The sequence below is a fragment of the Bradyrhizobium betae genome (assembly GCF_008932115.1).
Classification (GTDB): Bacteria; Pseudomonadota; Alphaproteobacteria; order Rhizobiales; family Xanthobacteraceae; genus Bradyrhizobium; species Bradyrhizobium betae.
On the sequence record NZ_CP044543.1, the window covers coordinates 2618662 to 2640256 of the forward strand.

Below are 21595 nucleotides of genomic sequence, written 5' to 3' on the forward strand. Positions count from 1 at the left end.
GTGGCCGGGATGGCACCGCGCATCCTCTGCGTCGGCATTCCCGTGCGCGATCTCACCTTTCGGGTCGAGACCGTGCCCGAACGCGGCAGCAAGGCCAACGCCAGCCATTTCGCCGAGATTTGCGGCGGCAACGCACTCAATGCGGCAATAGCGATCGCCCGGCTCGGCGGCCGCGTCTCTTTCGCCGGACCGATGGGCGACGCGCGGGAAACATCGAGCGGCTTCATTCTCGAACGGATGGCGCAGGAGGGCATCGAGACCACGCACATCGTGCGCATGGCGGATCTCGCGACGCCGGTCTCTGCGATCATGATCGAGCCCTCCGGAGAACGGACACTCACGATCTATCGCGATCCCGGCCTCTGGAACGTGAAGCTGCCCGATGCCGGCGAGTTGCTGGCCGATTGCCAGGCGGTTCTGGTCGAGAGCCGCTGCGCCGCGTTCTGTACCGAGGTCTGTGTCGAAGCACGCCGCCGCGGCATTGCCGTCGTCGTCGGCGTCGACCGCGCCTTGGCGCTGACCGATGGCCTGCTCACCACCGCTTCGCACCTGCTGTTCGCTAGCGCGCAGCTGCAGGAGACGACCGGCGTGGCCGACGACGGCGAGGCATTGCGCCATCTGTCGAGGCTGACGCCAGCCTTCCTGGCCGCCACGCGCGGTCCGCGCGGCACCATCTGGCTGAACGAAACCGGCGAGCTGGACGAGACCCCGGCCTTTCCGGTCGAAGCCATCGACACACTCGGCGCCGGCGACGTCTTCCACGGCGCGTTCACGCTGCACCTCTCCGAAGGTGGCGATGTCCGGGAAGCGCTGCGATTCGCCGCGGCGGCCGCAGCACTGAAATGCACCCGCCATGGCGGCGGGCTCGCCGCCCCGCAGCGTCTTGAAATTGAAGAGTTTTTACGCGGTTACCGAGAGCTAACCCTAAACGCGCCGCCAAGATTATAGGCTTGCGGTAGAAGATTTTTCTATATATGAGGTAAAGCGACCTCCATAATGGAACAAAGTTCTTCCAATGACTGATGTGGCCCTCCAGGTTCCCGGGACCAGCCGTCGCCTCGACGCCATCGACCGCAAGATTTTGATGGTTCTCCAGGACGATGCCTCCCTGTCCGTCGCCGAGATCGGCGACCGCGTCGGGCTGTCATCGACCCCTTGCTGGAAGCGCATCCAGCGGCTCGAGGCCGACGGCGTGATCATCAAGCGGGTGGCGCTGGTCGATCAGAACAAGATCGGCCTCGGCATCTCCGTGTTCGTGTCGGTGGAGAGCGCCGACCATTCGGACGCCTGGCTGAAGAAGTTCGCCGAGGCCGTCAGCGCGATGCCGGAAGTGATGGAATTCTACCGCATGGCCGGCGACGTCGACTACATGCTGCGCGTCGTGGTCGCGGACATGCAGGCCTATGACATCTTCTACAAGAAGCTGATCAGCGCCGTTCCGCTGAAGAACGTCACCTCGCGCTTTGCGATGGAGAAGATCAAGTCCGTGACCACGCTGCCGATCCCGGCGGTGGTTACGGCCTGAGTCTCACGCCGGCTGAAACACCGGCAGCGCGACATTGACCCGCGTCCCTCCGGCGGAGGCCGGGGCAATCCCGATCGTTCCGCCATGGGCCTCGATCAGGCTGCGCACCACGGCGAGGCCGAGGCCTGCGCCGCCGGTTGCACGGTTGCGGGACTTCTCCAGCCGAAGGAACGGCTCCAGCACGGCCTGGCGCTGATCGTCGGGAATGCCCGGCCCTTCGTCGTCGATCGACACGACGACCGCGCCGTCCTTCAACGCCGTCCTGACATGCGCGGCATGGCCATAGGCGAGCGCGTTGGCGAGGATGCGCCGCAGCGCCAGCCGGTCGCCGAGCACGACCGCGTTCCGCGCGCGCTCATCCGTGACCAGATCGATCAACACGCCCGGCCATCATCGCGTCCACCATGCCTGCAACCCGCAGTGCCTCGACCGGAACTATGGCGGCATCCTGATCGTGTTCGATCGCCTGTTCGGGACCTTTGCGGAGCGTCCCGGAGACCAGCCGCTTCGTTTCGGCCTCGTCGGCGGCACGCCGTCCTTCAATCCGATCCGGATAGCGCTGGGCGAATGGATCGCCATGCTTGGCGATGCCTGGAGAGCGCGCGGCACCAGCGCGAAGCTACGCGTGCTGTTCGGGCCGACGGGCGGCGAGATCCCCCGCTGACCGCCGCGCGGCGGCACGCGGACAGTAGTCCTACGAGCCCGCCCCTAACCGGATATTTACCGGGAATTAGGTCCGATCGCCTAGATTTCGGTCATGGAGGGGAAAATGGCGATTCCGTCCCGGCGGTGGCCTGCCTGGGCGAATGCGGCAGCGTTGCTGCTCGCAGGCTGGATCGCACTTGCAACCCTCACCTTACAGGTTCGTCCGGGCGCGACAATTGTCGCAGTTGCGTTTCCGCCGTGGTGGAGCACGCAGCAGGTTTTTCAGGCTGCGGGATCGGCACAAGCCGCGATCGTTGGGGCAACCGCCCTTCCCACTCTCCTCGTCGTCCGCCCGGATGACCATGACGGACTGGCTCGCCTGCACGAGGCGGGCGCCTGGTTCGTGATGGACGCGCAAGCGGTTTCGGCATGCTTTGGTAGATAGCTCTGGGGATGACGACATGATTGTCGAGAACGACGGACTGGAATCGCTGCGACAGACCACCAGCAAGATCCTCGTCGCGGCGCTTTGGCTGCACGTGCCGATCAGCGTGACGATCGGGCTGGCGCTCGGCAAGCCCTGGCTCATCCCCGCGATGTTCATGGCCATCTTCGCGCTCGCCGCGACCCTGTCCTGGCGCCTGTCCGGCAACGGCCTTTCCACGCGCCTCGTGTTCTCCGTCGCACTGATGAGCGGCGTGTCGATGTTCACCTACCAGCTCGAGGGAAACCCCTGGCAGATCGACATGCACATGTACTTCTTCGCGGCGCTGGCGTGCATCGTCGCCTATTGCGATTACCGTGCAATCGCCGCGGCGACGGTTGCTGTGGCGCTGCATCACATCGCACTGAACTTCCTGCTGCCCGCGGCGATCTATCCCGGCGGCTCCGATTTCGGCCGCGTCGTGCTGCATGCGGTCATTCTGCTGATCGAAGCCGGCGTGCTGATCGCGCTGTCCCACAAGCTCCAGGAACTGTTCGAGACCACGGCCATGAAGACGGCCGAGGCACAGGCCGCGATGGCGGCGGAAGCGCGCGCGAACAACGAGCGTAGCGAGGTCGAGCAGCGCGCAAAGGACGAGCGCGAGGCCTCCAAACAGCGTCTGGCCAGCAATTTCGAGCGCAGCATCGGCGGCATCGTGCAGGCGGTGGCGGTTGCCGCCAGCGAAGTGCAGCAGCTGTCATCCGCGATGAGCAATAACAGCACCGAGACCGCGCGGCAGACCGCCGCAGCGGCCTCGGCGTCGAACCACGCCTCGAGCAATGTCGAGACGGTCGCTGCCGCAACCGAGGAGCTCACCGCGTCGGTCGGCAGCATCACCCAGCAGGTCGCCCGCTCCGCCGAAATCGCGGCCAAGGCCGCGGGCGAGGCCCGCCGCACCAATGAGGTGGTCGAGGGCCTCGCCATCGGCACGCAGAAGATCGGCGAGGTCGTCACCCTGATCCAGAACATCGCGAGCCAGACCAATTTGCTCGCACTGAACGCCACCATCGAGGCCGCCCGCGCCGGCGAACATGGTCGAGGATTTGCGGTGGTCGCGAGCGAGGTCAAGGCGCTGGCGAACCAGACCGCAAAAGCCACCGAGGAGATCTCGGCGCAGATCCAGAGCATCCAGGGCGCGACCAGCGATGCCGTCAACGCGATCCAGGCGATCGGCGCGACGATCGCCGAGATCGACGAGATTTCCGGCCAGATATCGACAGCGGTCGATCAGCAGGGGCTGGCGACGCGCGAGATCGCCGGCAGCCTGCAACAGGCCGCCACCGGCACGCGCGAAGTGAACGACAACATCGTCGGCGTCAGCAAGGCGTCCGAACAGGCCGGCGCCGCCGCCTCGAAGATGCACCATGCGGCCGCCGGACTGTCGTCGCAGTCCGAGCGTCTCAAGGCCGAGGTGGATGAATTCCTGGGGTCGCTGCGGACGGCGTGAGACGCGACACGAACGCGGTCATCGCCCGGCTTGACCGGGCGATCCAGTACTCCGTGACGCTAGTTTTAGAATCGATAGGCTGCGGCGTACTGGATCACCCGCTCCAGTGCGCAATTGCGCACAAGGCGGGTGATGACAGCAGTGGATACGGCAAGCGCGAGCGCTCCGGACCCCGCTCAGATCTTCTGATTGTACTCGCCGACTTCGGGATGGGTGCGCAGCACGCTGTTCACCATCTCGAACATGTCGTGCATGCGCTGCTCGGAGACCGGGCTCTCGACCACGACGACGAGCTCGGGCTTGTTCGAGGAGGCGCGCACCAGGCCCCAGCTGCCGTCCTCAACCGTGACCCGCACGCCGTTGACGGTGACGAGATCGCGGATCGCCTGGCCGCCGATCTTCGCACCCTTCGCCTGTAGATCCTCGAAATGCTTCACGACCTGATCGATGACGCCGTATTTGACCTCGTCGGCGCAATGCGGCGACATCGTCGGCGACGACCAGGTCTTCGGCAGCGCGTTCTTCAGATCGGCCATCGACTTGCCGGGCGCACGGTCGAGCATGTCGCAGATCGCGAGCGCCGAGACGAGGCCGTCGTCATAGCCGCGTCCATACGGCTTGTTGAAGAAGAAATGGCCGGACTTCTCGAAGCCGGCGAGCGCGCCGGTCTCGTGAGTGCGGCGCTTCATGTAGGAATGGCCGGTCTTCCAATAGGTGGTCTTGGCGCCCTGCTTCTGCAACACCGGATCGGTGATGAACAGGCCGGTCGACTTCACGTCGACGATGAACTGCGCGTCCTTGTGGATCGCCGACATGTCGCGCGCCAGCATCACGCCGACCTTGTCGGCGAAGATTTCCTCGCCGGTGTTGTCGACGACGCCGCAGCGGTCGCCGTCACCGTCGAAGCCGAGGCCGACATCGGCCTTGTGCTGCAGCACCGCGTCGCGGATCGCGTGCAGCATCTCCATGTCTTCGGGATTGGGGTTGTATTTCGGGAAGGTGTAGTCGAGCTCGGTGTCGAGCGGGATCACCTCGCAGCCGATCGCTTCAAGCACCTGCGGCGCGAATGCGCCGGCGGTGCCGTTGCCACAGGCCGCGACGACCTTGAGCTTGCGCGTCAGCTTCGGACGGCTGGTGAGATCGGCGATGTAACGCGCCGGATAGTTTTCGTGGAACTGGTAGGAGCCGCCGGCCTTGTTCTTGAAATCGGCGTTGAGCACGATCTCCTTCAGCCGCGTCATCTCGTCGGGGCCGAAGGTCAGTGGGCGGTTGGCACCCATCTTCACGCCGGTCCAGCCATTGTCGTTGTGCGAAGCGGTGACCATGGCGCAGCAGGGCACGTCGAGATCGAACTGCGCGAAATAGGCCATCGGCGTTACCGCGAGCCCGATGTCGTGTACCTTGCAGCCGGCCGCCATCAGGCCGGAGATCAGCGCGTATTTGATCGAGGCCGAATAGCCGCGGAAATCATGGCCGGTGACGATCTCCTGGTTGACGCCGAGCTCCGCGATCAGCGCACCCAGCCCCATGCCGAGCGCCTGGATCCCCATCAGGTTGATTTCCTTCTGGAACAACCAGCGCGCGTCGTATTCGCGGAAACCCGTGGCCTTCACCATCGGCTCGGATTCGAAGGCGTAGGTGTTGGGCAACAATACGGATTTCGGCTTGGGAAACATTGAGACGGTCTCGTGAAAATGGCGGGAATTGGTGCAGCCTTAGCGAATGCCGGGCCGCAGCGGAAGGCGGGATTGGCGCCTTATGGATGATAATTGCGGCAGTTTGGTAACGGGGGAAATCTGACCGCGGGAGCAGTCAAAACAGAGACGTTTTTTGAAATATACGGTCGCAGGAGCCTCTGGAGACCCCTTACTGCTCCAGCACCATCTGGCCGTTGGCGTACTCAAAACGCTTGAGGCGGGACAGGAAGGAGAGGCCGAGCAGGTTCTCGGACAGCGCCTCGTCGGGCAGCACCATGGCGTCGACGTCGCGCACGATGAGACCGCCGACCTCCAGCATGGCGATACGGGTGCGGGCGGCCTTGATGGTGCCGTTGGCGGTGGAGACGGTGGCGTTGTACTCGCCGCGCGAAGGCCGCAGGCCGAAGCGGGCGGCGGAGGTCTCGTTCAGCGCCACCACGGAGGCGCCGGTGTCGATCATGAAGCCGATGCGCTGGCCGTCGATACGGCCTTCGGTCTGAAAATGGCCGCGCCCGTCGCGGGGGATATTGAGGCTGCGGCCTCCGGCCGGCGCCGTGGCCGCAACGGCGACCGCTGCACGCGGTGCTGACGTCGCGGAGGCAGAACTGATCCTGTCCGCCATCTGCGCCATGAACGTGCCGAGGCCGATCATGATGGCCGCGATGATCATAATGTTACGCATCACACCACTTCCGAGCCGAAAGCTCGACTTCACCACGTGCCAAGCCGGTCCGCGAGCGACGCCGCGGCCGGGCCGGTGTCATTTTGACGAAAAGGATGAGCGAACGGTTAATGCGCGTTCGTGGCTTCTCACGTCCCGCGCGGCTTCACCCGCCGGGTCGGCAGCGCACTTGCCGGATCCTCCGGCCAGGGATGGCGCGGGTAGCGGCCGCGCAGGTCGGAGCGCACGCCGGCATAGCTGCCGCGCCAGAAACCGGGGAGATCGCGCGTCACCTGCACCGGCCGCTGCGCCGGCGACAGCAATTCCAGCACCAGCGGCACCTTTCCGGCGGCAATCGACGGATGGGTGTTGAGACCGAACAATTCCTGCAGCCGCACCGCGATGGTCGGCCCCTGCTCAGCCTCGTAGTCGATCGCAAGCACGGTGCCGGTCGGCGCCTCGAAATGCGTCGGCGCCTCACGGTCGAGCCGCGCGCGCATGTCCCAGGGCAACAGCGCCATCAGCGCATCGGAAAGATCGCCGGCCGAGATGTCCTTGAGCGCGATCTTGTCGTAGAGCGCCGGCACCAGCCAGTCATCACGTCGCGCGATCAGCCCGGCGTCCGACAAATCGGGCCAGCTGTCACCCTCGGCCTTGCGCAGGAACATGACGCGGTCGCGCCATTGTTTTGCAGCCTTCGACCAGGGCAACCGATCGAGGCCCGCCGCGATCAGCCCGTCGGCAAAGATCCGCGCGGTCTCCTCCGAGGGCGACACCGCAAGCGTCGCCTCGGACAGCGTGATTGCATGCAGCACCCGCTTGCGCCGCGCGCGCAGCGCCATCGCGCCGCGATCGAAGGAAATGTCGTCGACGGCTTCGATATGCTCGGCAAAGTGCCGCTCGATCTCGTCCTGCGTGATTTGCGCGGCCAGCAATATGCGGCCGCTCGCCGCCGTTCCCGTCATTTCGCCGATCGCGATATAGGGCGCGCGGGCGAGCGACGAGGTCTGCTCGACGGCGGCACCGCGGCCGTTGGCAAGCACGAAGCTGCCGTTGCCGCGGTTGCGCGCGACGCGATCCGGGAAGGCGTAGGCGAGCATCAGGCCGGTGGAGAGATCCTCGTGCGACCCTGCCTTTTCCGACGCCGCGACCTGCGAGGCCCAGCGCCGCGCCAGGTCGCGTGCGCTGGCGGCCCGCGGCGAACGGTCGCGGCGGAACTGGTCGCGCCGATGCTCGAGATCGGCGCTGTCGCCGCCCAGGCCGCGTTCGGTGAGAATGGCGGCGATCTCGGCGGCGGCCTCGCCCGCGCCTTCACGATGTGAATCCACGATCATGCGCGCGAGCCGCGGCGGCAGCGCCAGCGCGCGCAGGCTCTTGCCTTCCGCGGTGATGCGGCCATCGCCGTCGAGCGCGTTGAGCTCCGAGAGCAGGCTTTTCGCCTCCTTCCAGGCCGGCTGCGGCGGCGGATCGAGAAACGACAGCGCGGCGGGATCGGCGACTCCCCATTGCGCGAGATCGAGCACCAGCGAGGACAGGTCGGCGCTCAAAATCTCGGGCTGGGTGTACGGCGCGAGCGCGGCGGTCTGCGGCTCGTCCCAAAGCCTGTAGCAGATGCCCGGCTCGGTGCGGCCGGCGCGGCCGCGGCGCTGATCCGCCGCCGCGCGCGAGACGCGCACGGTCTCGAGCCGGGTCAGGCCGATGTCGGGCTCGTAGCGCGGCACGCGGGCGAGACCGGAATCGACCACGATGCGGACGCCTTCGATGGTGAGTGACGTCTCCGCGATCGAGGTCGCCAGCACCACCTTGCGCGTGCCCTTGGGCGCGGGTGAGATGGCGCGGTCCTGCACAGCGGCGTCGAGCGCGCCGAACAGCGGCACGATCTCGATGCTGGCATCCTGCACGCGCTCGGCCAGAAAATTCTGGGTGTGGCGGATTTCGGCGGCGCCCGGCAGGAACGCCAGCACCGAGCCACTGTCAGCCCGTAGCGCGGACGCGATCGCATCCGCCATCTGCCGCTCGATCGGCGCATCGGCTTTGCGGCCGAGATAGCGCGTCTCGACCGGAAAGGCGCGGCCTTCGCTCTCGACGACAGGCGCGTCGCCCAGCAACTTTGCAACGCGCGCGCCGTCGAGCGTCGCCGACATCACCAGGATGCGGAGATCCTCGCGCAGGCCGGTTTGCGCATCGCGAGCCAGCGCAAGGCCCATATCGGCATCGAGCGAGCGCTCGTGGAATTCGTCGAACAGGATTGCAGCAATGCCGGAAAGCTCGGGATCGTCGAGAATCTGGCGGGTGAAGATGCCCTCGGTCACGACCTCGATGCGGGTCGCACGCGAGATTTTCGAGCCGAAGCGGACGCGGTAACCGACGGTTTCACCGGCGCGTTCATGAAGCGACTTGGCCATGCGATCGGCGCTGGCGCGCGCAGCGATGCGGCGCGGCTCCAGCACGATGATCTTCTTCCCCTTGGCCCAGGGCGCATCGAGCAGCGCCAGCGGCACACGCGTGGTCTTGCCCGCGCCCGGAGGAGCTACAAGCACAGCGGCATTGTGCGCCTCCAGCCTGCGCGAGAGGTCGTCGAGCACGGCATCGATCGGGAGGGGCGTGTCGAAGCTGCGGGGCAAGGATTTGGGTCCCGTCATCACCCGCCTTTGCGCGCGATTGCGCACCGGGGCGGGTGATCCAGTAAACTGAGGTCCCAATCATCACGATGATCGGGATTACTGGATACCCCGCCTTCGCGGGGTATGACAATCATATGTAGCGATCAGCCCTGCGCGGACGGACGGCCGATGCTCTCGTAGGTGAAGCCGGCGGCACGCATGTCTTCCGGGCGGAAGACATTGCGGAGGTCGACGACGACGGGCTGCACCATGGTCGCTTTCAGCCGGTCGAGATCGAGGCCGCGGAACTGCGTCCATTCCGTGACGATGACGAGCGCATCGGCGCCTTCGGCGCAGGAATAGGCATCCTCGCAATAGGTGATGCTGGGGAGTTCACCCTTGGCCTGCTCCATGCCGACCGGGTCGAACGCCCGCACCTTCGCGCCCATATCGATCAGGCCGGTGACGAGCGGGATCGACGGGGCGTCGCGCATGTCGTCGGTGTCGGGCTTGAAGGTGAGGCCGAGCACCGCGACGGTCTTGCCGCGCAAGCTACCGCCGAGCGCTTGGCTCACTTTTCGCGCCATCGCGCGCTTGCGGTTCTCGTTGACCGCCAGCACGGATTCGACGATGCGCAAGGAGACGTCGTAGTCCTGCGCGATCTTGATCAGCGCCTTGGTGTCCTTCGGGAAGCACGAGCCGCCGAAGCCGGGACCGGCATGCAGGAACTTGGTGCCGATGCGGTTGTCCAGGCCAATGCCGCGCGCGACCTCCTGGACGTTGGCACCGACTTTCTCGGAGAGGTCCGCGATCTCGTTGATGAAGGTGATCTTGGTCGCGAGGAACGCGTTCGCGGCGTATTTGATCATCTCGGCGGTGCGGCGTTCCGTGAACATCAGCGGCGCCTGGTTCAGTGACAGCGGGCGATAGATGTCGCCCATCACCTTGCGGCCGCGCTCGTCGGAGGTGCCGACCACGACGCGATCGGGAAACTTGAAGTCGCGGATCGCCGCGCCCTCGCGCAGGAATTCGGGATTGGAGGCGACGACGACGTCGGCCTCGGGATTGGTCTCGCGGATGATGCGCTCGACCTCGTCGCCGGTGCCGACCGGCACGGTCGACTTCGTCACCACCACGGTGAATCCGGACAGCGACTGCGCGATCTCTTTCGCGGCGGCGTAGACATAGGACAGATCGGCGTGACCATCACCGCGGCGGGAGGGCGTACCGACCGCGATGAACACGGCGTCGGCATCCGCCACCGGCTTCGACAGGTCGGTGGTGAAGTCCAGACGCTTGGCCTTGACGTTGGTCGCGACCAGTTCATCGAGGCCGGGCTCGTAGATCGGAATCTCGCCGCGATGAAGCGCCGCGATCTTCTTCTCGTCCTTGTCGACGCAGGTGACGTCGTGACCGAAATCCGCAAAGCAGGCTCCGGACACCAGTCCCACATAGCCCGTTCCGATCATCGCGATGCGCATGAAAAACCCTGTTTGGCTTGGTTAACGAAACCCCAATGCGGGGCGGTTTAGCACTTTCCCGGCCTGAGGGAACAGGCGGCACGCAAAAACCGGCATGCGAATTGTACCGGTAAAGAAATCGTAAACCGCAAGGCCCCACACTGCTTCACGCCCGCACAGAACCGGGCGGAGCACGCCTCGAAAAGGGACACCATGGCAGCAATCGGCACAATCGCCGCAAGCGGGGGCGTCAACACCCCGGCCGCCGCGCGTGTTGACTGGATCGACTACGCCAAGGGCATCTGCATCGTCATGGTCGTGATGATGCATTCTGTGCTGGGGGTCGAGCTCGCCGCCGGCGAGACCGGTTTCATGCATGTGCTGGTGGCCTTCGCAAAGCCGTTCCGGATGCCGGATTTCTTCCTGATTTCGGGCCTGTTCCTGCCGTTGGTGATCGATCGCGACTGGCGAACCTATCTCGACCGCAAGGTGGTGCATTTCGCCTATTTCTATGTCGTCTGGGTGACAATCCAGTTCGGCTTCAAGGCGCCGGCCTTCGCGGCGCAGACGGGCTGGCGCGACGTTGGCTTGCTGTATCTGGAATCCTTCATCGAGCCGTTCGGCACGCTCTGGTTCATCTATCTGCTGCCGATCTTCTTCGTCGTCACAAAACTGACACGGCGCTTCCCGCCGCTGGCGATCTGGCTGATCGCAGCCGCGCTGGAGACGGCGCGAATCACAACCGGCTGGACCGCGATCGACGAGTTTTGCTCGCGCTTCGTCTATTTCTACTCGGGCTATCTGTTCGCACCTTACGTGTTCGCGCTGTCGGATCGCGCACGCAGCCAGCCGCCGCTGGCATTGGCCGCGCTCGCGATCTGGGCGCTGGTCAATGCCGGCCTCGTCGAGACCGGTGCCAGCGAATGGAAGATCGTCTCGCTCGTGCTCGGCTTCGCCGGCGCCTGCGCCATCATCACCATGGGCACGCTGCTCGCGCGCCCCCAGTGGTTGAACTTTTTCCGCTTCTGCGGCGAGCATTCGATCGTGATCTATCTCGCGTTCTTCCTGCCGATGGCCGCGACGCGGACGCTGCTGCTGCGCACCGGTATCATCCCCGACATCGGCACGGTGTCGCTGATCGTCACCATTGTCGGCGTGGTCGGATCGCTGGCGATCTGGCAGCTAGCCTTGCGTCTCGGCGCCGATTTCCTGTTCGAGCGACCGGATGCATTCTGGATCTCGCCGAAGAAGGCGGGGCCGGCGTTGCAGGCGGCAGAGTAGCTCGCTGTCGTCGCCCGGCTTGACCGGGCGACCCAGTACGCCGAGACGTCGCTGATTGAGCCGAGAAGCCGCAGCGTACTGGATTCCCCGCTTTCGCGGGGAATGACAGCGGGGATGCGGGGAACGACAGTGGGGATAGAAGCATCCGCAAACCAAAAATCCCCCTCCCAAGGCTGTCAAAGTCCGCAAAAATTCATACATTGCGGCCATGCCCAAAACCGCCCCGAAGACCGCCGCCAAAGCCGATTCCAAGCCCGCTGCTGCGACAGCTGCTGCCAAACCGGTCGCAGCTAGAGCAGCCGGCAAGGGCGACCACATCTTCCTGGTCGACGGTTCCGGCTACATCTTCCGCGCCTATCACGCGCTGCCGCCGCTGAACCGCAAGTCCGACGGCTTGCAGGTCAACGCCGTGCTCGGCTTCTGCAACATGCTGTGGAAGCTGCTCCGCGACATGCCCGCCGACAACCGGCCGACGCATCTGGCGATCGTGTTCGACAAGTCCGAAGTCACGTTCCGCAACAAGATCTATCCCGAGTACAAGGCGCACCGGCCGCCGGCGCCTGACGATCTGATTCCGCAATTCGCGCTGATCCGCGAGGCCGTGCGCGCCTTCGATTTGCCTTGCCTGGAGCAAGGCGGCTTCGAGGCCGACGATCTGATCGCGACCTATGCCCGGCAGGCCAGCGACCGCGGCGCCACCACGACCATCGTGTCCTCCGACAAGGATTTGATGCAGCTCGTCAACGACAAGATCACGATGTACGACACCATGAAGGATCGCCGCATCGGCATCCCCGAGGTGATCGAGAAGTTCGGGGTGCCGCCGGAGAAGGTGGTCGAGGTGCAGGCGCTCGCCGGCGATTCCACCGACAACGTGCCCGGCGTACCTGGCATCGGCATCAAGACCGCGGCGCAGCTGATCGTCGAATATGGCGACCTCGAGCAGCTGCTGTTCCGTGCCACGGAGATCAAGCAGCCGAAGCGGCGCGAGGCTCTGATCGAGAATGCCGAGAAGGCGCGGATCTCGCGCCAGCTGGTGCTGCTCGACGACAAGGTCGAGCTGGAGGTGCCGCTCGACGATCTCGCCGTTCACGAGCCCGACGCGCGGAAGCTGATCGCCTTCCTCAAGGCGATGGAATTCACCACGCTGACACGCCGCGTCGCCGACTATTCGCAGATCGATCCCGCCAATGTCGACGCCGACGTGGCGAACAGCAGCGAGGCCCGCGGCGGCGACGGCGCGGCCAGGACGGTTTCGTCGGGGACATCAGGCGATCTCTTCGCGACCCCTCCCGCAACGGCCAAAGGCGGCGACAAGGGCGACAAGGCCGCGAGCCCCAAGGGCGCGCCAATCTCGCTTGCGGCGGCGCGCGAGGAGGCTTTGCGCAAGCTTCCGGTCGATCGCGGCAGATATCAAACCATCAAGACCCTCGCCGAGCTGAACGCCTTCATAACGCGCATTCACGATGCGGGCCATGTCGCGATCGAGGTCCGTGCGAACTCCATCGATCCGATGCAGGCCGATTTCTGCGGCATCGCGCTGGCGCTGGCGCCGAACGAGGCCTGCTATCTGCCGCTGGCGCACAAGCAGTCCGGCGGTGGCGCCGGCCTGTTCGACGCCGGCCTCGCGCCGGACCAGGTCAAGCATGCCGATGCGATCGAAGCGCTGCGGCCGGTGCTGGAAGCATCGGGCATTCTCAAGATCGGCTTCGACGTCAAATTCACCGCCGTGATGCTGGCGCAGCACGGTATCACCTTGCGCAACACCGACGATGCGAAATTGATCTCCTACGTGCTCGACGCCGGCCGCGGCTCGCATGAGCTGGACTCGTTGTCCGAACGCTGGTTCGGGCATGCCATGCTGAAGGAGAGCGAGCTGCTCGGTAGCGGCAAGGGCAAGATCACCTTCGACCAGGTGCCGATCGACAAGGCCGCGCCGCTGTCGGCCGAAGGCGCCGACATGACCCTGCGCACGTGGCGCGTGCTCAAGCCGCGTCTCGTTGCCGAGCACATGACCACGGTCTACGAGACGCTGGAGCGGCCGCTGGTGGCGGTGCTCGCACGCATGGAGCGGCGTGGCATCTCGATCGACCGCCAGGTGCTGTCGCGACTGTCCGGCGACTTCGCCCAGACCGCGGCGCGCGTCGAAGCCGAGATCCAGGAGATCGCGGGCGAGCCGGTCAATGTCGGCAGCCCCAAGCAGATCGGCGACATCCTGTTCGGCAAGATGGGACTATCCGGCGGCACCAAGACCAAGACCGGCGCGTGGTCGACGACCGCTCAGGTGCTCGACGAACTCGCCGAGCAGGGCCACGACCTCCCGCGGAAGATTCTGGAGTGGCGCCAGGTCTCGAAGTTGAAATCGACCTATACCGACGCGCTGCCAACCTACGTCAATCCGCAGACCCATCGCGTGCACACGACCTACGCGTTGGCTGCGACCACGACGGGCCGGCTGTCGTCGAACGAGCCTAACCTGCAGAACATTCCGGTGCGCACCGAGGACGGCCGCAAGATCCGCCGCGCTTTCATCGCCAGCCCCGGCCACAAGCTCGTCTCCGCCGACTATTCGCAGATCGAGTTGCGGCTGCTGGCGGAGATCGCCGACATCCCCGTGCTCAAGCAGGCGTTCAAGGACGGCCTCGACATTCACGCCATGACGGCCTCCGAAATGTTCGGCGTGCCGATCGCGGGCATGCCGAGCGAAATCCGCCGCCGTGCGAAAGCAATCAATTTCGGCATCATCTACGGCATCTCGGCGTTCGGCCTCGCCAATCAGCTCGGCATCGCGCGCGAAGAGGCCTCCGCCTACATCAAGAAGTACTTCGAGCGTTTCCCCGGCATCCGCGCCTATATGGACGAGACGCGCGATTTCTGCCGCAGCCACGGCTATGTCACCACGCTGTTCGGCCGGAAGATGTACTATCCCGACATCAAGGCCTCGAACGCTTCGGTGCGCGCGTTCAACGAACGCGCCGCGATCAACGCACGGCTGCAGGGCACCGCCGCCGACATCATTCGCCGCGCCATGATTCGGGTGGAAGACGCGCTCGCCGAGAAGAAACTCTCGGCACAGATGCTGCTCCAGGTGCACGACGAACTGATCTTCGAGGTCCCGGACGCCGAGGTCGCGGCGACGCTGCCGGTCGTGCAGCATGTGATGCAGGACGCGCCGTTCCCGGCGGTGCTGCTGTCCGTGCCGCTGCATGTCGATGCGCGTGCGGCGAATAATTGGGACGAGGCGCACTGACGGCCGGAGAAGCCCGATGAAGATCGCCGCCGTCTCGGGCAGCCTGCGCGCGGGTTCGAGCAATACAGCCGTGCTGCGCGCGGCAGCGCGGGTCGCACCCGCCGATGTCGAGATTGTCCTCTTCCGGGGGATTGAGGAATTGCCCTTCTTCAATCCGGATCTTGATGGCGATGATGTGCCTGCGCCGGTCGGCGCATTGCGCGGCCTCGTCGGAAGCGTGGATGGCATCCTGATCTCCAGCCCCGAATATGCCCGCGGTGTCGCCGGCGTGCTGAAGAACGCACTCGATTGGCTGGTCGGGAGCCATGAATTTCCCGACAAGCCCGTGGCCTTGATCAACACCTCGCCGCGCGCGACACATGCGCTGGCCGCGCTGACGCTCACTCTCGAGACGATGTCGGCCCGGATCGCGAGGAACGCCTGCGTGACGCTGCCCCTGTTGGGCCGCCCCTGGGACGAGAACGGGATCGTCGCCGATCCCGCATTGGCGGAGCCGCTGCGCGCAGCGATGGAAGATTTTGCAGCATTCATCAGGGCAGCGCAGGCCGAGGCGTCCTGACAGGACGCGTGCGCGAATGTCCTCCGAGCAATTGCGTAATGGCGACGCGATCCCTCGCATATTAGAACCGAACCATCTCCCGCACCGGCTCGCTCATGCCCCACACCTCCGCCCTGCTCGGCTTCGCCCTCGTCTCTCTCGGTCTCGTGCTGACGCCCGGGCCGAACATGATCTATCTGATCTCGCGCTCGATCACGCAGGGGCCGGCGGCCGGCATCGTCTCGCTCGGCGGGGTGGCGCTTGGCTTCGTGTTCTACATGCTGTGCGCGGCGTTCGGAATCACGGCGCTGCTGCTTGCCATTCCCTTCGCTTATGACGCGCTCCGCTTTGCCGGTGCGGGTTATCTGTTCTGGCTGGCGTGGCAGGCGGTGAAACCGGGCGGCCGCTCGCCGTTCCAGGTGAAGCAGCTCGCGATCGACAGCCCGCGCAAACTGTTCGTCATGGGTTTCGTCACCAATTTGCTCAATCCGAAGATCGCGATGCTTTATCTCGCGCTGCTGCCGCAGTTCATCGATCCCACCGCCGGCAGCGTGCTGGCGCAGTCGGTGGTGCTGGGCGCGATCCAGATCGCGATCAGCGTCAGCGTCAGCGTCAACGCCATGATCGCGCTCGCGGCCGGATCCATCGCGCTGTTCCTGGCAAGCCGGCCGAGCTGGATGCTGGTACAGCGCTGGCTGATGGGCACGGTGCTGGCCGGGCTTGCGATCAGGATGGCGGTGGAAGCGCGGAAGGTGTGAGGCGCGACGCTGTCATGCCCCGCGCAGGCGGGGCATCCAGTACCCCGCGGGTTCTCGGCTCAATCACTGGCGTCACGGAGTACTGGTCACCCGCCTCAGTGCGCAAGTGCGCACAAGGCGGGTGACGACAGCGTCCAACCTCAATCCAGCTTCGCCTCCATGCCCCGCTTCACCGCCGGGCGCGCCATCAGGGCGTCGTACCAGCGCTTGACGTTGGGGAAGTCGGCCAGATCAACCTTGTGGCGAGGGTGGCGCCAGGCCCAACCGAGGATGGCGAAATCGGCAACCGAGAGATCGCCGGCGACGAAGTCGTGCTCCGCCAATCGGCGGTCCAGCACGCCGTAGAGCCGGCGGGTCTCGGCCATGTAGCGCTTCAGGCCGTAGGCGCGGTCCTGCTCGTTCTCGAGCGCGATGAAATGATGCACCTGGCCGGGCATCGGGCCGAAGCCGCCCATCTGCCACATCAGCCATTCGTAGACGGGAATGCGCTCCGAGAGCGATTTCGGCAGGAATTTGCCGGTCTTTTCGCCGAGATAGAGCAGGATCGCGCCGGATTCGAAGATGCTGACGGGCTTGCCGTCCGGGCCCTCGGGGTCGACGATCGCGGGAATCTTGTTGTTCGGGGAGAGCTTGAGGAACTCCGGCGCCATCTGCTCGCCCTTGCTGATGTTCACCGGGACCACCTTGTAGGGCAGCCCCATTTCCTCCAGCGCGACCGAGATCTTGCGGCCGTTTGGCGTGTTCCAGGTGTGGAGTTCGATGGTCATGCCCGGTTTCCTTCCCCAGTAGGATTGGGCCCTCCACTACTCCGGAAGGCTGTACCCCCACAACTGGCGGACCGGGATGGCCGACCGTCGGCCGATCCCTGTTGACTGGACCTGTCCCCTCTGGAATGTCGCGACCGTCGCGGATAAATTCCGCCACCTTCAAAAAATGCTCCCGAGGGACCGCCGTGTCGAAATCAGCCTCCCGCGCCCGCCTGTTCGAAATCATCCGCCGGCGCTCCTTCGGCCGCGGTGACGTCACGCTCGCGTCGGGCCGCAAGAGCGATTTCTACTTCAACCTCAAGCCGACCATGCTCGACCCGGAGGGCGCGACCCTGCTCGCCGAGCTGACCTATGAGACGCTGAAGGACGACAAGCTCGACTTCATCGGCGGCCTCGAGATGGGCGCGGTGCCGCTCGCCGGCGCGCTGGCGCAGATCTCCTGGATCAAGGGCCATCCGATCGCGGCGTTCTTCGTGCGCAAGAAGCCGAAGGAGCATGGCGCCAAGCTGGCGATCGAGGGGCTGCCCAAGGGCGAGACGCTTGCCGGCAAGCGCGTGGTGATCGTCGAGGACGTCACCACCACCGGCGGCTCGGCGATGAAGGCGGTGGAATCCGTGCGCGAGACCGGCGCCGAAGTGGTGCTGGTGCTGACCATGGTCGACCGCGAGGAAGGCGCCACCGACACGTTCGGTGCGGCCGGCCTGCCGTTCCGCTCGCTGTACAAGGCGTCTGAATTCCTGAAGGCTTGACCGCCCTCGTGTCCCGGACGCGGCGCGGCACGAAGTGACGCGACGCAGAGCCGGGACCCAGAATGTCGCGAGCATGGGCCCCGGCTCTGCAGCGCATCACGCCGCGAAGGGCGGCGCGCTGCGCAGCGTCCGGGGTACGAGAGTCCGCCAGGAACGGCCGCCTCAACCGCTCATTTACCATCCCGCTCTATGGTGAATCATCTGCTGAGACCTGAGGGTCCCGGCCCGGTTCGGTAGCGTCGGGTGGAGTGAGCGTTGCGTACAGTCATGTCCCATGCGCGCCAGCGGCGTCGCGCGATGCTTGTGGCCGCCGCCCTGGCAGCCCCGCTGCTTGCGGCTCCCGCCCCGGTTTCGGCCGAAGGCCTGTTCGACTTCTTCTTCGGCGGCGTGCAGCAGAAGCGGCCGCAGCGTGAGGTGCCGCAGCAGGCGAGTTCCTACGCCGATCCCTTCACCGGCCAGCAGAATGCGCCCCCGCAATACGTGCCGCCGACGCGTGCGGCTGCCGCCGGCGGCTCCGGCCCGGCCTTCTGCGTGCGCAGCTGCGACGGCAAGTATTTTCCGCTGATGCGCGGCCTCGCCTCGCCCGCCCAGATGTGTCAGGCGTTCTGTCCCGCCAGCACGACCAAGGTCTATTTCGGCACCTCGATCGACGGCGCCGCCTCACAGACCGGCGAGCGCTATGCCGACAGCGATAACGCGTTCGCCTATCGCAAGGCGCTGCGTTCGGACTGCACCTGCAACGGCCGTGAGCCGGTCGGCCTCGCTCCGGTCGATCTCGCGCTGGATTCCTCGTTGAAGGCCGGCGACGTGATCGCCACCACCGACGGTCTCGTCGCCTATACCGGCATCCGCGTCGGCAACGACCAGGCCGCCGACTTCACCCCGGTCGCCTCCTATCCCGGCCTCACCGCGCAGGTCCGCGCACGGCTCGGCGAGATGAAGGTGGCGCCGGTGCGGGCAGAGACGGTGTCGGCAGATGCGCCGGCATCGTCCGAGATCGTGCGTGAGGCGCTACCTGATGTGACGCTGCCGAAGGCGACGGCGCAGAAATCGGCGAAGCGGGCGGGATTGGATTAGGCTGGGGCTCTTGTCCCGGACGCGCTACAGCGTGAAACGCTGCTGCGCAGAGCCGGGACCCAGAATGCCTCACCAATGGCCCCGGCTCTGCAGCGCACCGCTGAAGAAGCGCTGCACCGCGTCCGGGGCACGCGACTATCTCCCGATAATCACCCCGATCACATTCGGTGCCGCCAAGTATTTCTCCTCGATCGCCGCGCGCGCGGCGGCGCGGTTGTCCGCCGTCAGCAGGCCGCGCTTCTCGGCCAGGATCATCCAGCAGAAACCCCACCAATCGGTCAGCATGCCCTGATCGTCGACGAGGTCATACCCCTGCTCGGCCGCGAAGATGCGCGCCTGCGCTTCATCGAGCGTATCGAGGAACAGATGGTCGTCGGGCGAGAACAGGTCATCGCTGACATCGTCGATGGTGTAGCCCCAGATCGACTGGCACACCGCGTTGAACTCGCGGTCGAACTGGTCGTCATCGACCGCGTAGCGCCGCGCCGCCTGGTGCAGCCGCGACAGCGAACGCGCGAAATCGGCGATCCGGGTGAGCGCGAATTGATCGAAGGCAATGGTGGACATGTAGACCTCAGAAACTGATATCTCAGGATTACTCAGGATAACGCGCGATCACGTAACCCATTAGCACTCCTCAGTTTTCTGTAACCAAGATCACTGAGGACCATTTGAGATATCTCAGGATAAGAGCTACAAACGCGGAAAGCGGCGCGGAAAGATACCATGGCGATTGAGCCTATACGGGCTGGCGAGCTTGACCGGCTTATGCGAACAAAGGGTAAACATTCTGACGGCGGCGGCTTGATTCTGCAAGTGTCAGCGCCGGGCTAGGCGAGCTGGGTCTTCCGCTACAAAGACCGCCAGACACGGAAAGAGCGTTGGCCCTGCATCGGGCCTGCGAGCCATAACCGGCGCGAGCGTTAACGGATCGTAAATGCGCTGGGCACATGGCTTCGGCCGTTTCGCTAGAGCTATGCGTTTGCCCATCAAACAGGCTGGCACGCGGCTTGCGCGAGGCCGAAAAGATTCCATAACGGAGATTATCCGCGGTGGGTTAACCACGATCGGCCATGCTGCCCTCGCCGTAGGCAAGATCGTGGTGAAGGAAGCGTTGAGACGAACGAACAGTGATCTCGCCACGCCGCGCGACTGGGCCTGTGCCGCGGGGCGCGTGGGGAGGGAGGCGGAAGTGGGTGGATCGAGCTACCGGGTAAGGACCCTCAATCGCGGGCAGTGTCAAAAACGCTATGTGCCCTGGGACGTGCTCGCTATTAGGTTCTGAGGTCTGTTTCTGAAAACGAGAAAGGCCCGGGACGATTTCAAAACTACCCTCCGTGACGCGCTCGTGCTCCAATACACCGCAAGCGAGGAGAGATTCACATGACGAAGCGATGGAAGTCGCCGCTCATTCTCAGGCTCAGCCGGATCGAGGCGTGGGGCAAGGCGCGCTTTAAGAGCGCGATACAGTCACGGGACACAGCCAAGGCGTTGAAAGCCGCCAACCTCTACACGGCCGCCTCAGCCCGCGCGAATGGCTTGCTAGGCAGCATGATCAGGCCTGACACCTAGGGCGTCAGGCTGCCGCCGACTGGACCTCGAATGCGACGCCAGCTTTTTGCAGCTCCGGGACGAACTCAGAATCGACCGTCAGCGTCACCCTGTTGCCGGCCGCACGGCCAAGGATGGACGGCTGCAAATCACTGCGGCGTCGTGCTCGCCACCACTCCATGTACAATCGATCTACGGCCAGACGATCAACTGCGTCGAACGCGATAATGACGATCCGCATGATGGCTTTCTCACGCTGCCAATGAAGCGACCAGCTTTCCCGGAGACCGAGGCCAAAAAGCGATGTCGCTAGGCTGTCCACAGGAAATTGACTGCCCATGACAGACGAAGCGAGGATCGACATCGGCCGGTACTTCGAGAAGCACGGCCGCAAGCGGCTACTGGGTCTTTCGGATCGTCTCGCCGCTCGCGACGGCGCGAGATCACGAGTTGCGCATGCCCGAAGAGATGGCTTTCAAAGACGCGTGCGATGGGGCGTTGGAGGTCGAGGCGCTGCGCAAGTCGACGCGGATCATCGTGCTCCCGTAGTAGCCTCCTGACTTGTCGGAGTTCCAGAGCCCGTTTAAGTTGAGCGTGGGGAAGCGGCGACGCGGGGCGATTACGATGGAAGGGGATGCCGGGGAAAAAATTGGCGAGCTGGCTTTTCGGCGCGCTGCTTCTCGCGTTAGCCGGATTTTTCATCTGGCCGACCTTCGATCGCATGCACGGCGAGGTCACGGTCTACAATATGTTTTGCAAGGTCAATCGGGTCGCGGGCGAATGCAAGCGAGACCAAGAGCAAACCTCGATCCCCCCGACGTTTAAGGTTTTCCCCGAGCAGCAGCTCGTGATCTATTGGATCGGTGACAACTCGCCGACGCGGTACAGTAACTGCGCGGTTCGCGACACCATCAATTGGCGATGCAGGATCGGCGCGGTAAACGAGGCCAAGACGGAATATGCAATGGTCGACGGTCAATATATCGAGACCGTCGATCCCCCGTTTCTGCCGAGCACGAACCTCTTCTATCAGGTGCCCCTTTGGCGATGGTGGTATCTGAGAATCATAGAGTCGATCTTCGGTCAAAATTGACGCCGCACG

At 64.9% G+C, this 21595-nt stretch carries 21 protein-coding genes; 13 read left to right on the forward strand and 8 right to left on the reverse strand.

What is annotated here, in order from left to right:
* Positions 1–9 precede the first annotated feature (9 nt).
* Together F8237_RS12565 and F8237_RS12570 are read left to right on the forward strand one after the other, a co-directional pair.
* Entirely contained in the window at positions 10–948 is a 939-nt protein-coding gene (locus F8237_RS12565; protein ID WP_151645070.1) for a sugar kinase, read from the forward strand.
* Between the two features lie 67 nt (positions 949–1015).
* Positions 1016–1525 (forward strand): Lrp/AsnC family transcriptional regulator, encoded by a 510-nt coding sequence (locus F8237_RS12570; protein WP_151645072.1) that lies wholly within the window; start codon positions 1016–1018, stop codon positions 1523–1525.
* A gap of 3 nt (positions 1526–1528) precedes the next feature.
* Here F8237_RS12570 and F8237_RS12575 read toward each other — a convergent pair whose 3' ends face one another.
* Positions 1529–1906 (reverse strand): ATP-binding protein, encoded by a 378-nt coding sequence (locus F8237_RS12575; protein ID WP_310473112.1) that lies wholly within the window; start codon positions 1904–1906, stop codon positions 1529–1531.
* Between F8237_RS12575 and F8237_RS12580 the strand changes: the two genes are divergently transcribed.
* The 3 genes from F8237_RS12580 (at position 1887) to F8237_RS12590 (ending at position 4101) form a co-directional block, all read left to right on the forward strand.
* Positions 1887–2189, forward strand: a complete 303-nt coding sequence (locus F8237_RS12580) for a sterol desaturase family protein (protein ID WP_374761632.1) — start codon at positions 1887–1889, stop codon at positions 2187–2189. The genes F8237_RS12575 and F8237_RS12580 overlap by 20 nt on opposite strands.
* Before the next feature lie 105 nt (positions 2190–2294).
* The gene (locus F8237_RS12585) at positions 2295–2615 is read left to right on the forward strand and encodes a hypothetical protein (protein WP_244626116.1); all 321 of its coding nucleotides are present in this window, start codon (positions 2295–2297) and stop codon (positions 2613–2615) included.
* A gap of 16 nt (positions 2616–2631) precedes the next feature.
* Positions 2632–4101 carry a methyl-accepting chemotaxis protein gene (locus tag F8237_RS12590; RefSeq protein ID WP_151645076.1) on the forward strand — a complete coding sequence of 490 codons (1470 nt, stop codon included), beginning with the start codon at positions 2632–2634 and terminating at the stop codon, positions 4099–4101.
* A gap of 176 nt (positions 4102–4277) precedes the next feature.
* Here the strand turns inward: F8237_RS12590 and F8237_RS12595 are convergent, their stop codons facing one another.
* The 4 genes from F8237_RS12595 to F8237_RS12610 all read right to left on the reverse strand — a co-directional run bounded on the left by F8237_RS12595 (position 4278) and on the right by F8237_RS12610 (position 10543).
* Entirely contained in the window at positions 4278–5777 is a 1500-nt protein-coding gene (locus tag F8237_RS12595; protein ID WP_151645078.1) for a phosphomannomutase/phosphoglucomutase, read from the reverse strand.
* A 190-nt stretch (positions 5778–5967) separates the two neighbouring features.
* Complete coding sequence (locus tag F8237_RS12600; RefSeq protein WP_162006016.1) at positions 5968–6480, reverse strand: TIGR02281 family clan AA aspartic protease; 513 nt, start codon at positions 6478–6480, stop codon at positions 5968–5970.
* Between the two features lie 128 nt (positions 6481–6608).
* The gene (hrpB, locus tag F8237_RS12605) at positions 6609–9083 is read right to left on the reverse strand and encodes an ATP-dependent helicase HrpB (protein ID WP_162006368.1); all 2475 of its coding nucleotides are present in this window, start codon (positions 9081–9083) and stop codon (positions 6609–6611) included.
* 143 nt (positions 9084–9226) lie between these two features.
* On the reverse strand, positions 9227–10543 hold the full coding sequence (locus F8237_RS12610; RefSeq protein WP_151645082.1) for a UDP-glucose dehydrogenase family protein: 1317 nt from the start codon (positions 10541–10543) through the stop codon (positions 9227–9229).
* A gap of 192 nt (positions 10544–10735) precedes the next feature.
* On the opposite strand from F8237_RS12610, the gene F8237_RS12615 reads away from it, so the two are divergent.
* The 4 genes from F8237_RS12615 to F8237_RS12635 all read left to right on the forward strand — a co-directional run bounded on the left by F8237_RS12615 (position 10736) and on the right by F8237_RS12635 (position 16349).
* Positions 10736–11803 carry an acyltransferase family protein gene (locus F8237_RS12615; RefSeq protein WP_151645085.1) on the forward strand — a complete coding sequence of 356 codons (1068 nt, stop codon included), beginning with the start codon at positions 10736–10738 and terminating at the stop codon, positions 11801–11803.
* 208 nt (positions 11804–12011) lie between these two features.
* Entirely contained in the window at positions 12012–15053 is a 3042-nt protein-coding gene (gene polA / locus F8237_RS12625) for a DNA polymerase I (RefSeq protein WP_151645088.1), read from the forward strand.
* Between the two features lie 16 nt (positions 15054–15069).
* Positions 15070–15612 (forward strand): NADPH-dependent FMN reductase, encoded by a 543-nt coding sequence (locus F8237_RS12630; RefSeq protein ID WP_151645090.1) that lies wholly within the window; start codon positions 15070–15072, stop codon positions 15610–15612.
* 95 nt (positions 15613–15707) lie between these two features.
* Positions 15708–16349 (forward strand): LysE family translocator, encoded by a 642-nt coding sequence (locus F8237_RS12635; RefSeq protein ID WP_151645092.1) that lies wholly within the window; start codon positions 15708–15710, stop codon positions 16347–16349.
* Between the two features lie 140 nt (positions 16350–16489).
* On the opposite strand, the gene F8237_RS12640 is transcribed toward F8237_RS12635, so the two are convergent.
* Positions 16490–17116 carry a glutathione S-transferase family protein gene (locus tag F8237_RS12640; protein ID WP_151645094.1) on the reverse strand — a complete coding sequence of 209 codons (627 nt, stop codon included), beginning with the start codon at positions 17114–17116 and terminating at the stop codon, positions 16490–16492.
* A gap of 185 nt (positions 17117–17301) precedes the next feature.
* On the opposite strand from F8237_RS12640, the gene pyrE reads away from it, so the two are divergent.
* A complete protein-coding gene (gene pyrE / locus F8237_RS12645) occupies positions 17302–17865 on the forward strand; it encodes an orotate phosphoribosyltransferase (protein WP_151645096.1) in 564 nt (187 codons plus the stop codon).
* A gap of 297 nt (positions 17866–18162) precedes the next feature.
* A complete protein-coding gene (locus tag F8237_RS12650) occupies positions 18163–18942 on the forward strand; it encodes a DUF2865 domain-containing protein (protein ID WP_162006017.1) in 780 nt (259 codons plus the stop codon).
* Between the two features lie 135 nt (positions 18943–19077).
* Here the strand turns inward: F8237_RS12650 and F8237_RS12655 are convergent, their stop codons facing one another.
* Positions 19078–19509 (reverse strand): hypothetical protein, encoded by a 432-nt coding sequence (locus F8237_RS12655; protein WP_151645098.1) that lies wholly within the window; start codon positions 19507–19509, stop codon positions 19078–19080.
* A gap of 816 nt (positions 19510–20325) precedes the next feature.
* Here F8237_RS12655 and F8237_RS12660 point away from each other — a divergent pair.
* Positions 20326–20514: a hypothetical protein gene (locus tag F8237_RS12660; protein ID WP_151645100.1), complete on the forward strand. Its 189-nt coding sequence runs from the start codon at positions 20326–20328 to the stop codon at positions 20512–20514.
* Positions 20515–20518: 4 nt separating this feature from the next.
* Here F8237_RS12660 and F8237_RS12665 read toward each other — a convergent pair whose 3' ends face one another.
* Positions 20519–20857, reverse strand: a complete 339-nt coding sequence (locus F8237_RS12665; RefSeq protein WP_151645102.1) for a hypothetical protein — start codon at positions 20855–20857, stop codon at positions 20519–20521.
* 270 nt (positions 20858–21127) lie between these two features.
* On the opposite strand from F8237_RS12665, the gene F8237_RS12670 reads away from it, so the two are divergent.
* A complete protein-coding gene (locus F8237_RS12670; protein ID WP_151645103.1) occupies positions 21128–21586 on the forward strand; it encodes a hypothetical protein in 459 nt (152 codons plus the stop codon).
* Positions 21587–21595: the final 9 nt, after the last annotated feature.

Bases quoted from the DNA above. Each gene is read 5' to 3' on its own strand.
- F8237_RS12635 (WP_151645092.1), top strand. From the start codon at position 15,708: ATGCCCCACACCTCCGCCCTGCTCGGCTTCGCCCTCGTCTCTCTCGGT.
- F8237_RS12610 (WP_151645082.1), bottom strand. From the start codon at position 10,543: ATGCGCATCGCGATGATCGGAACGGGCTATGTGGGACTGGTGTCCGGA.
- F8237_RS12570 (WP_151645072.1), top strand. From the start codon at position 1,016: ATGACTGATGTGGCCCTCCAGGTTCCCGGGACCAGCCGTCGCCTCGAC.
- F8237_RS12590 (WP_151645076.1), top strand. From the start codon at position 2,632: ATGATTGTCGAGAACGACGGACTGGAATCGCTGCGACAGACCACCAGC.
- F8237_RS12600 (WP_162006016.1), bottom strand. From the start codon at position 6,480: ATGCGTAACATTATGATCATCGCGGCCATCATGATCGGCCTCGGCACG.
- F8237_RS12565 (WP_151645070.1), top strand. From the start codon at position 10: ATGGCACCGCGCATCCTCTGCGTCGGCATTCCCGTGCGCGATCTCACC.
- F8237_RS12630 (WP_151645090.1), top strand. From the start codon at position 15,070: ATGAAGATCGCCGCCGTCTCGGGCAGCCTGCGCGCGGGTTCGAGCAAT.
- F8237_RS12615 (WP_151645085.1), top strand. From the start codon at position 10,736: ATGGCAGCAATCGGCACAATCGCCGCAAGCGGGGGCGTCAACACCCCG.
- F8237_RS12670 (WP_151645103.1), top strand. From the start codon at position 21,128: ATGCCGGGGAAAAAATTGGCGAGCTGGCTTTTCGGCGCGCTGCTTCTC.
- F8237_RS12655 (WP_151645098.1), bottom strand. From the start codon at position 19,509: ATGTCCACCATTGCCTTCGATCAATTCGCGCTCACCCGGATCGCCGAT.
- F8237_RS12650 (WP_162006017.1), top strand. From the start codon at position 18,163: ATGCTTGTGGCCGCCGCCCTGGCAGCCCCGCTGCTTGCGGCTCCCGCC.
- F8237_RS12640 (WP_151645094.1), bottom strand. From the start codon at position 17,116: ATGACCATCGAACTCCACACCTGGAACACGCCAAACGGCCGCAAGATC.
- F8237_RS12595 (WP_151645078.1), bottom strand. From the start codon at position 5,777: ATGTTTCCCAAGCCGAAATCCGTATTGTTGCCCAACACCTACGCCTTC.
- F8237_RS12660 (WP_151645100.1), top strand. From the start codon at position 20,326: ATGACGAAGCGATGGAAGTCGCCGCTCATTCTCAGGCTCAGCCGGATC.
- F8237_RS12585 (WP_244626116.1), top strand. From the start codon at position 2,295: ATGGCGATTCCGTCCCGGCGGTGGCCTGCCTGGGCGAATGCGGCAGCG.
- polA (WP_151645088.1), top strand. From the start codon at position 12,012: ATGCCCAAAACCGCCCCGAAGACCGCCGCCAAAGCCGATTCCAAGCCC.
- F8237_RS12665 (WP_151645102.1), bottom strand. From the start codon at position 20,857: ATGTCGATCCTCGCTTCGTCTGTCATGGGCAGTCAATTTCCTGTGGAC.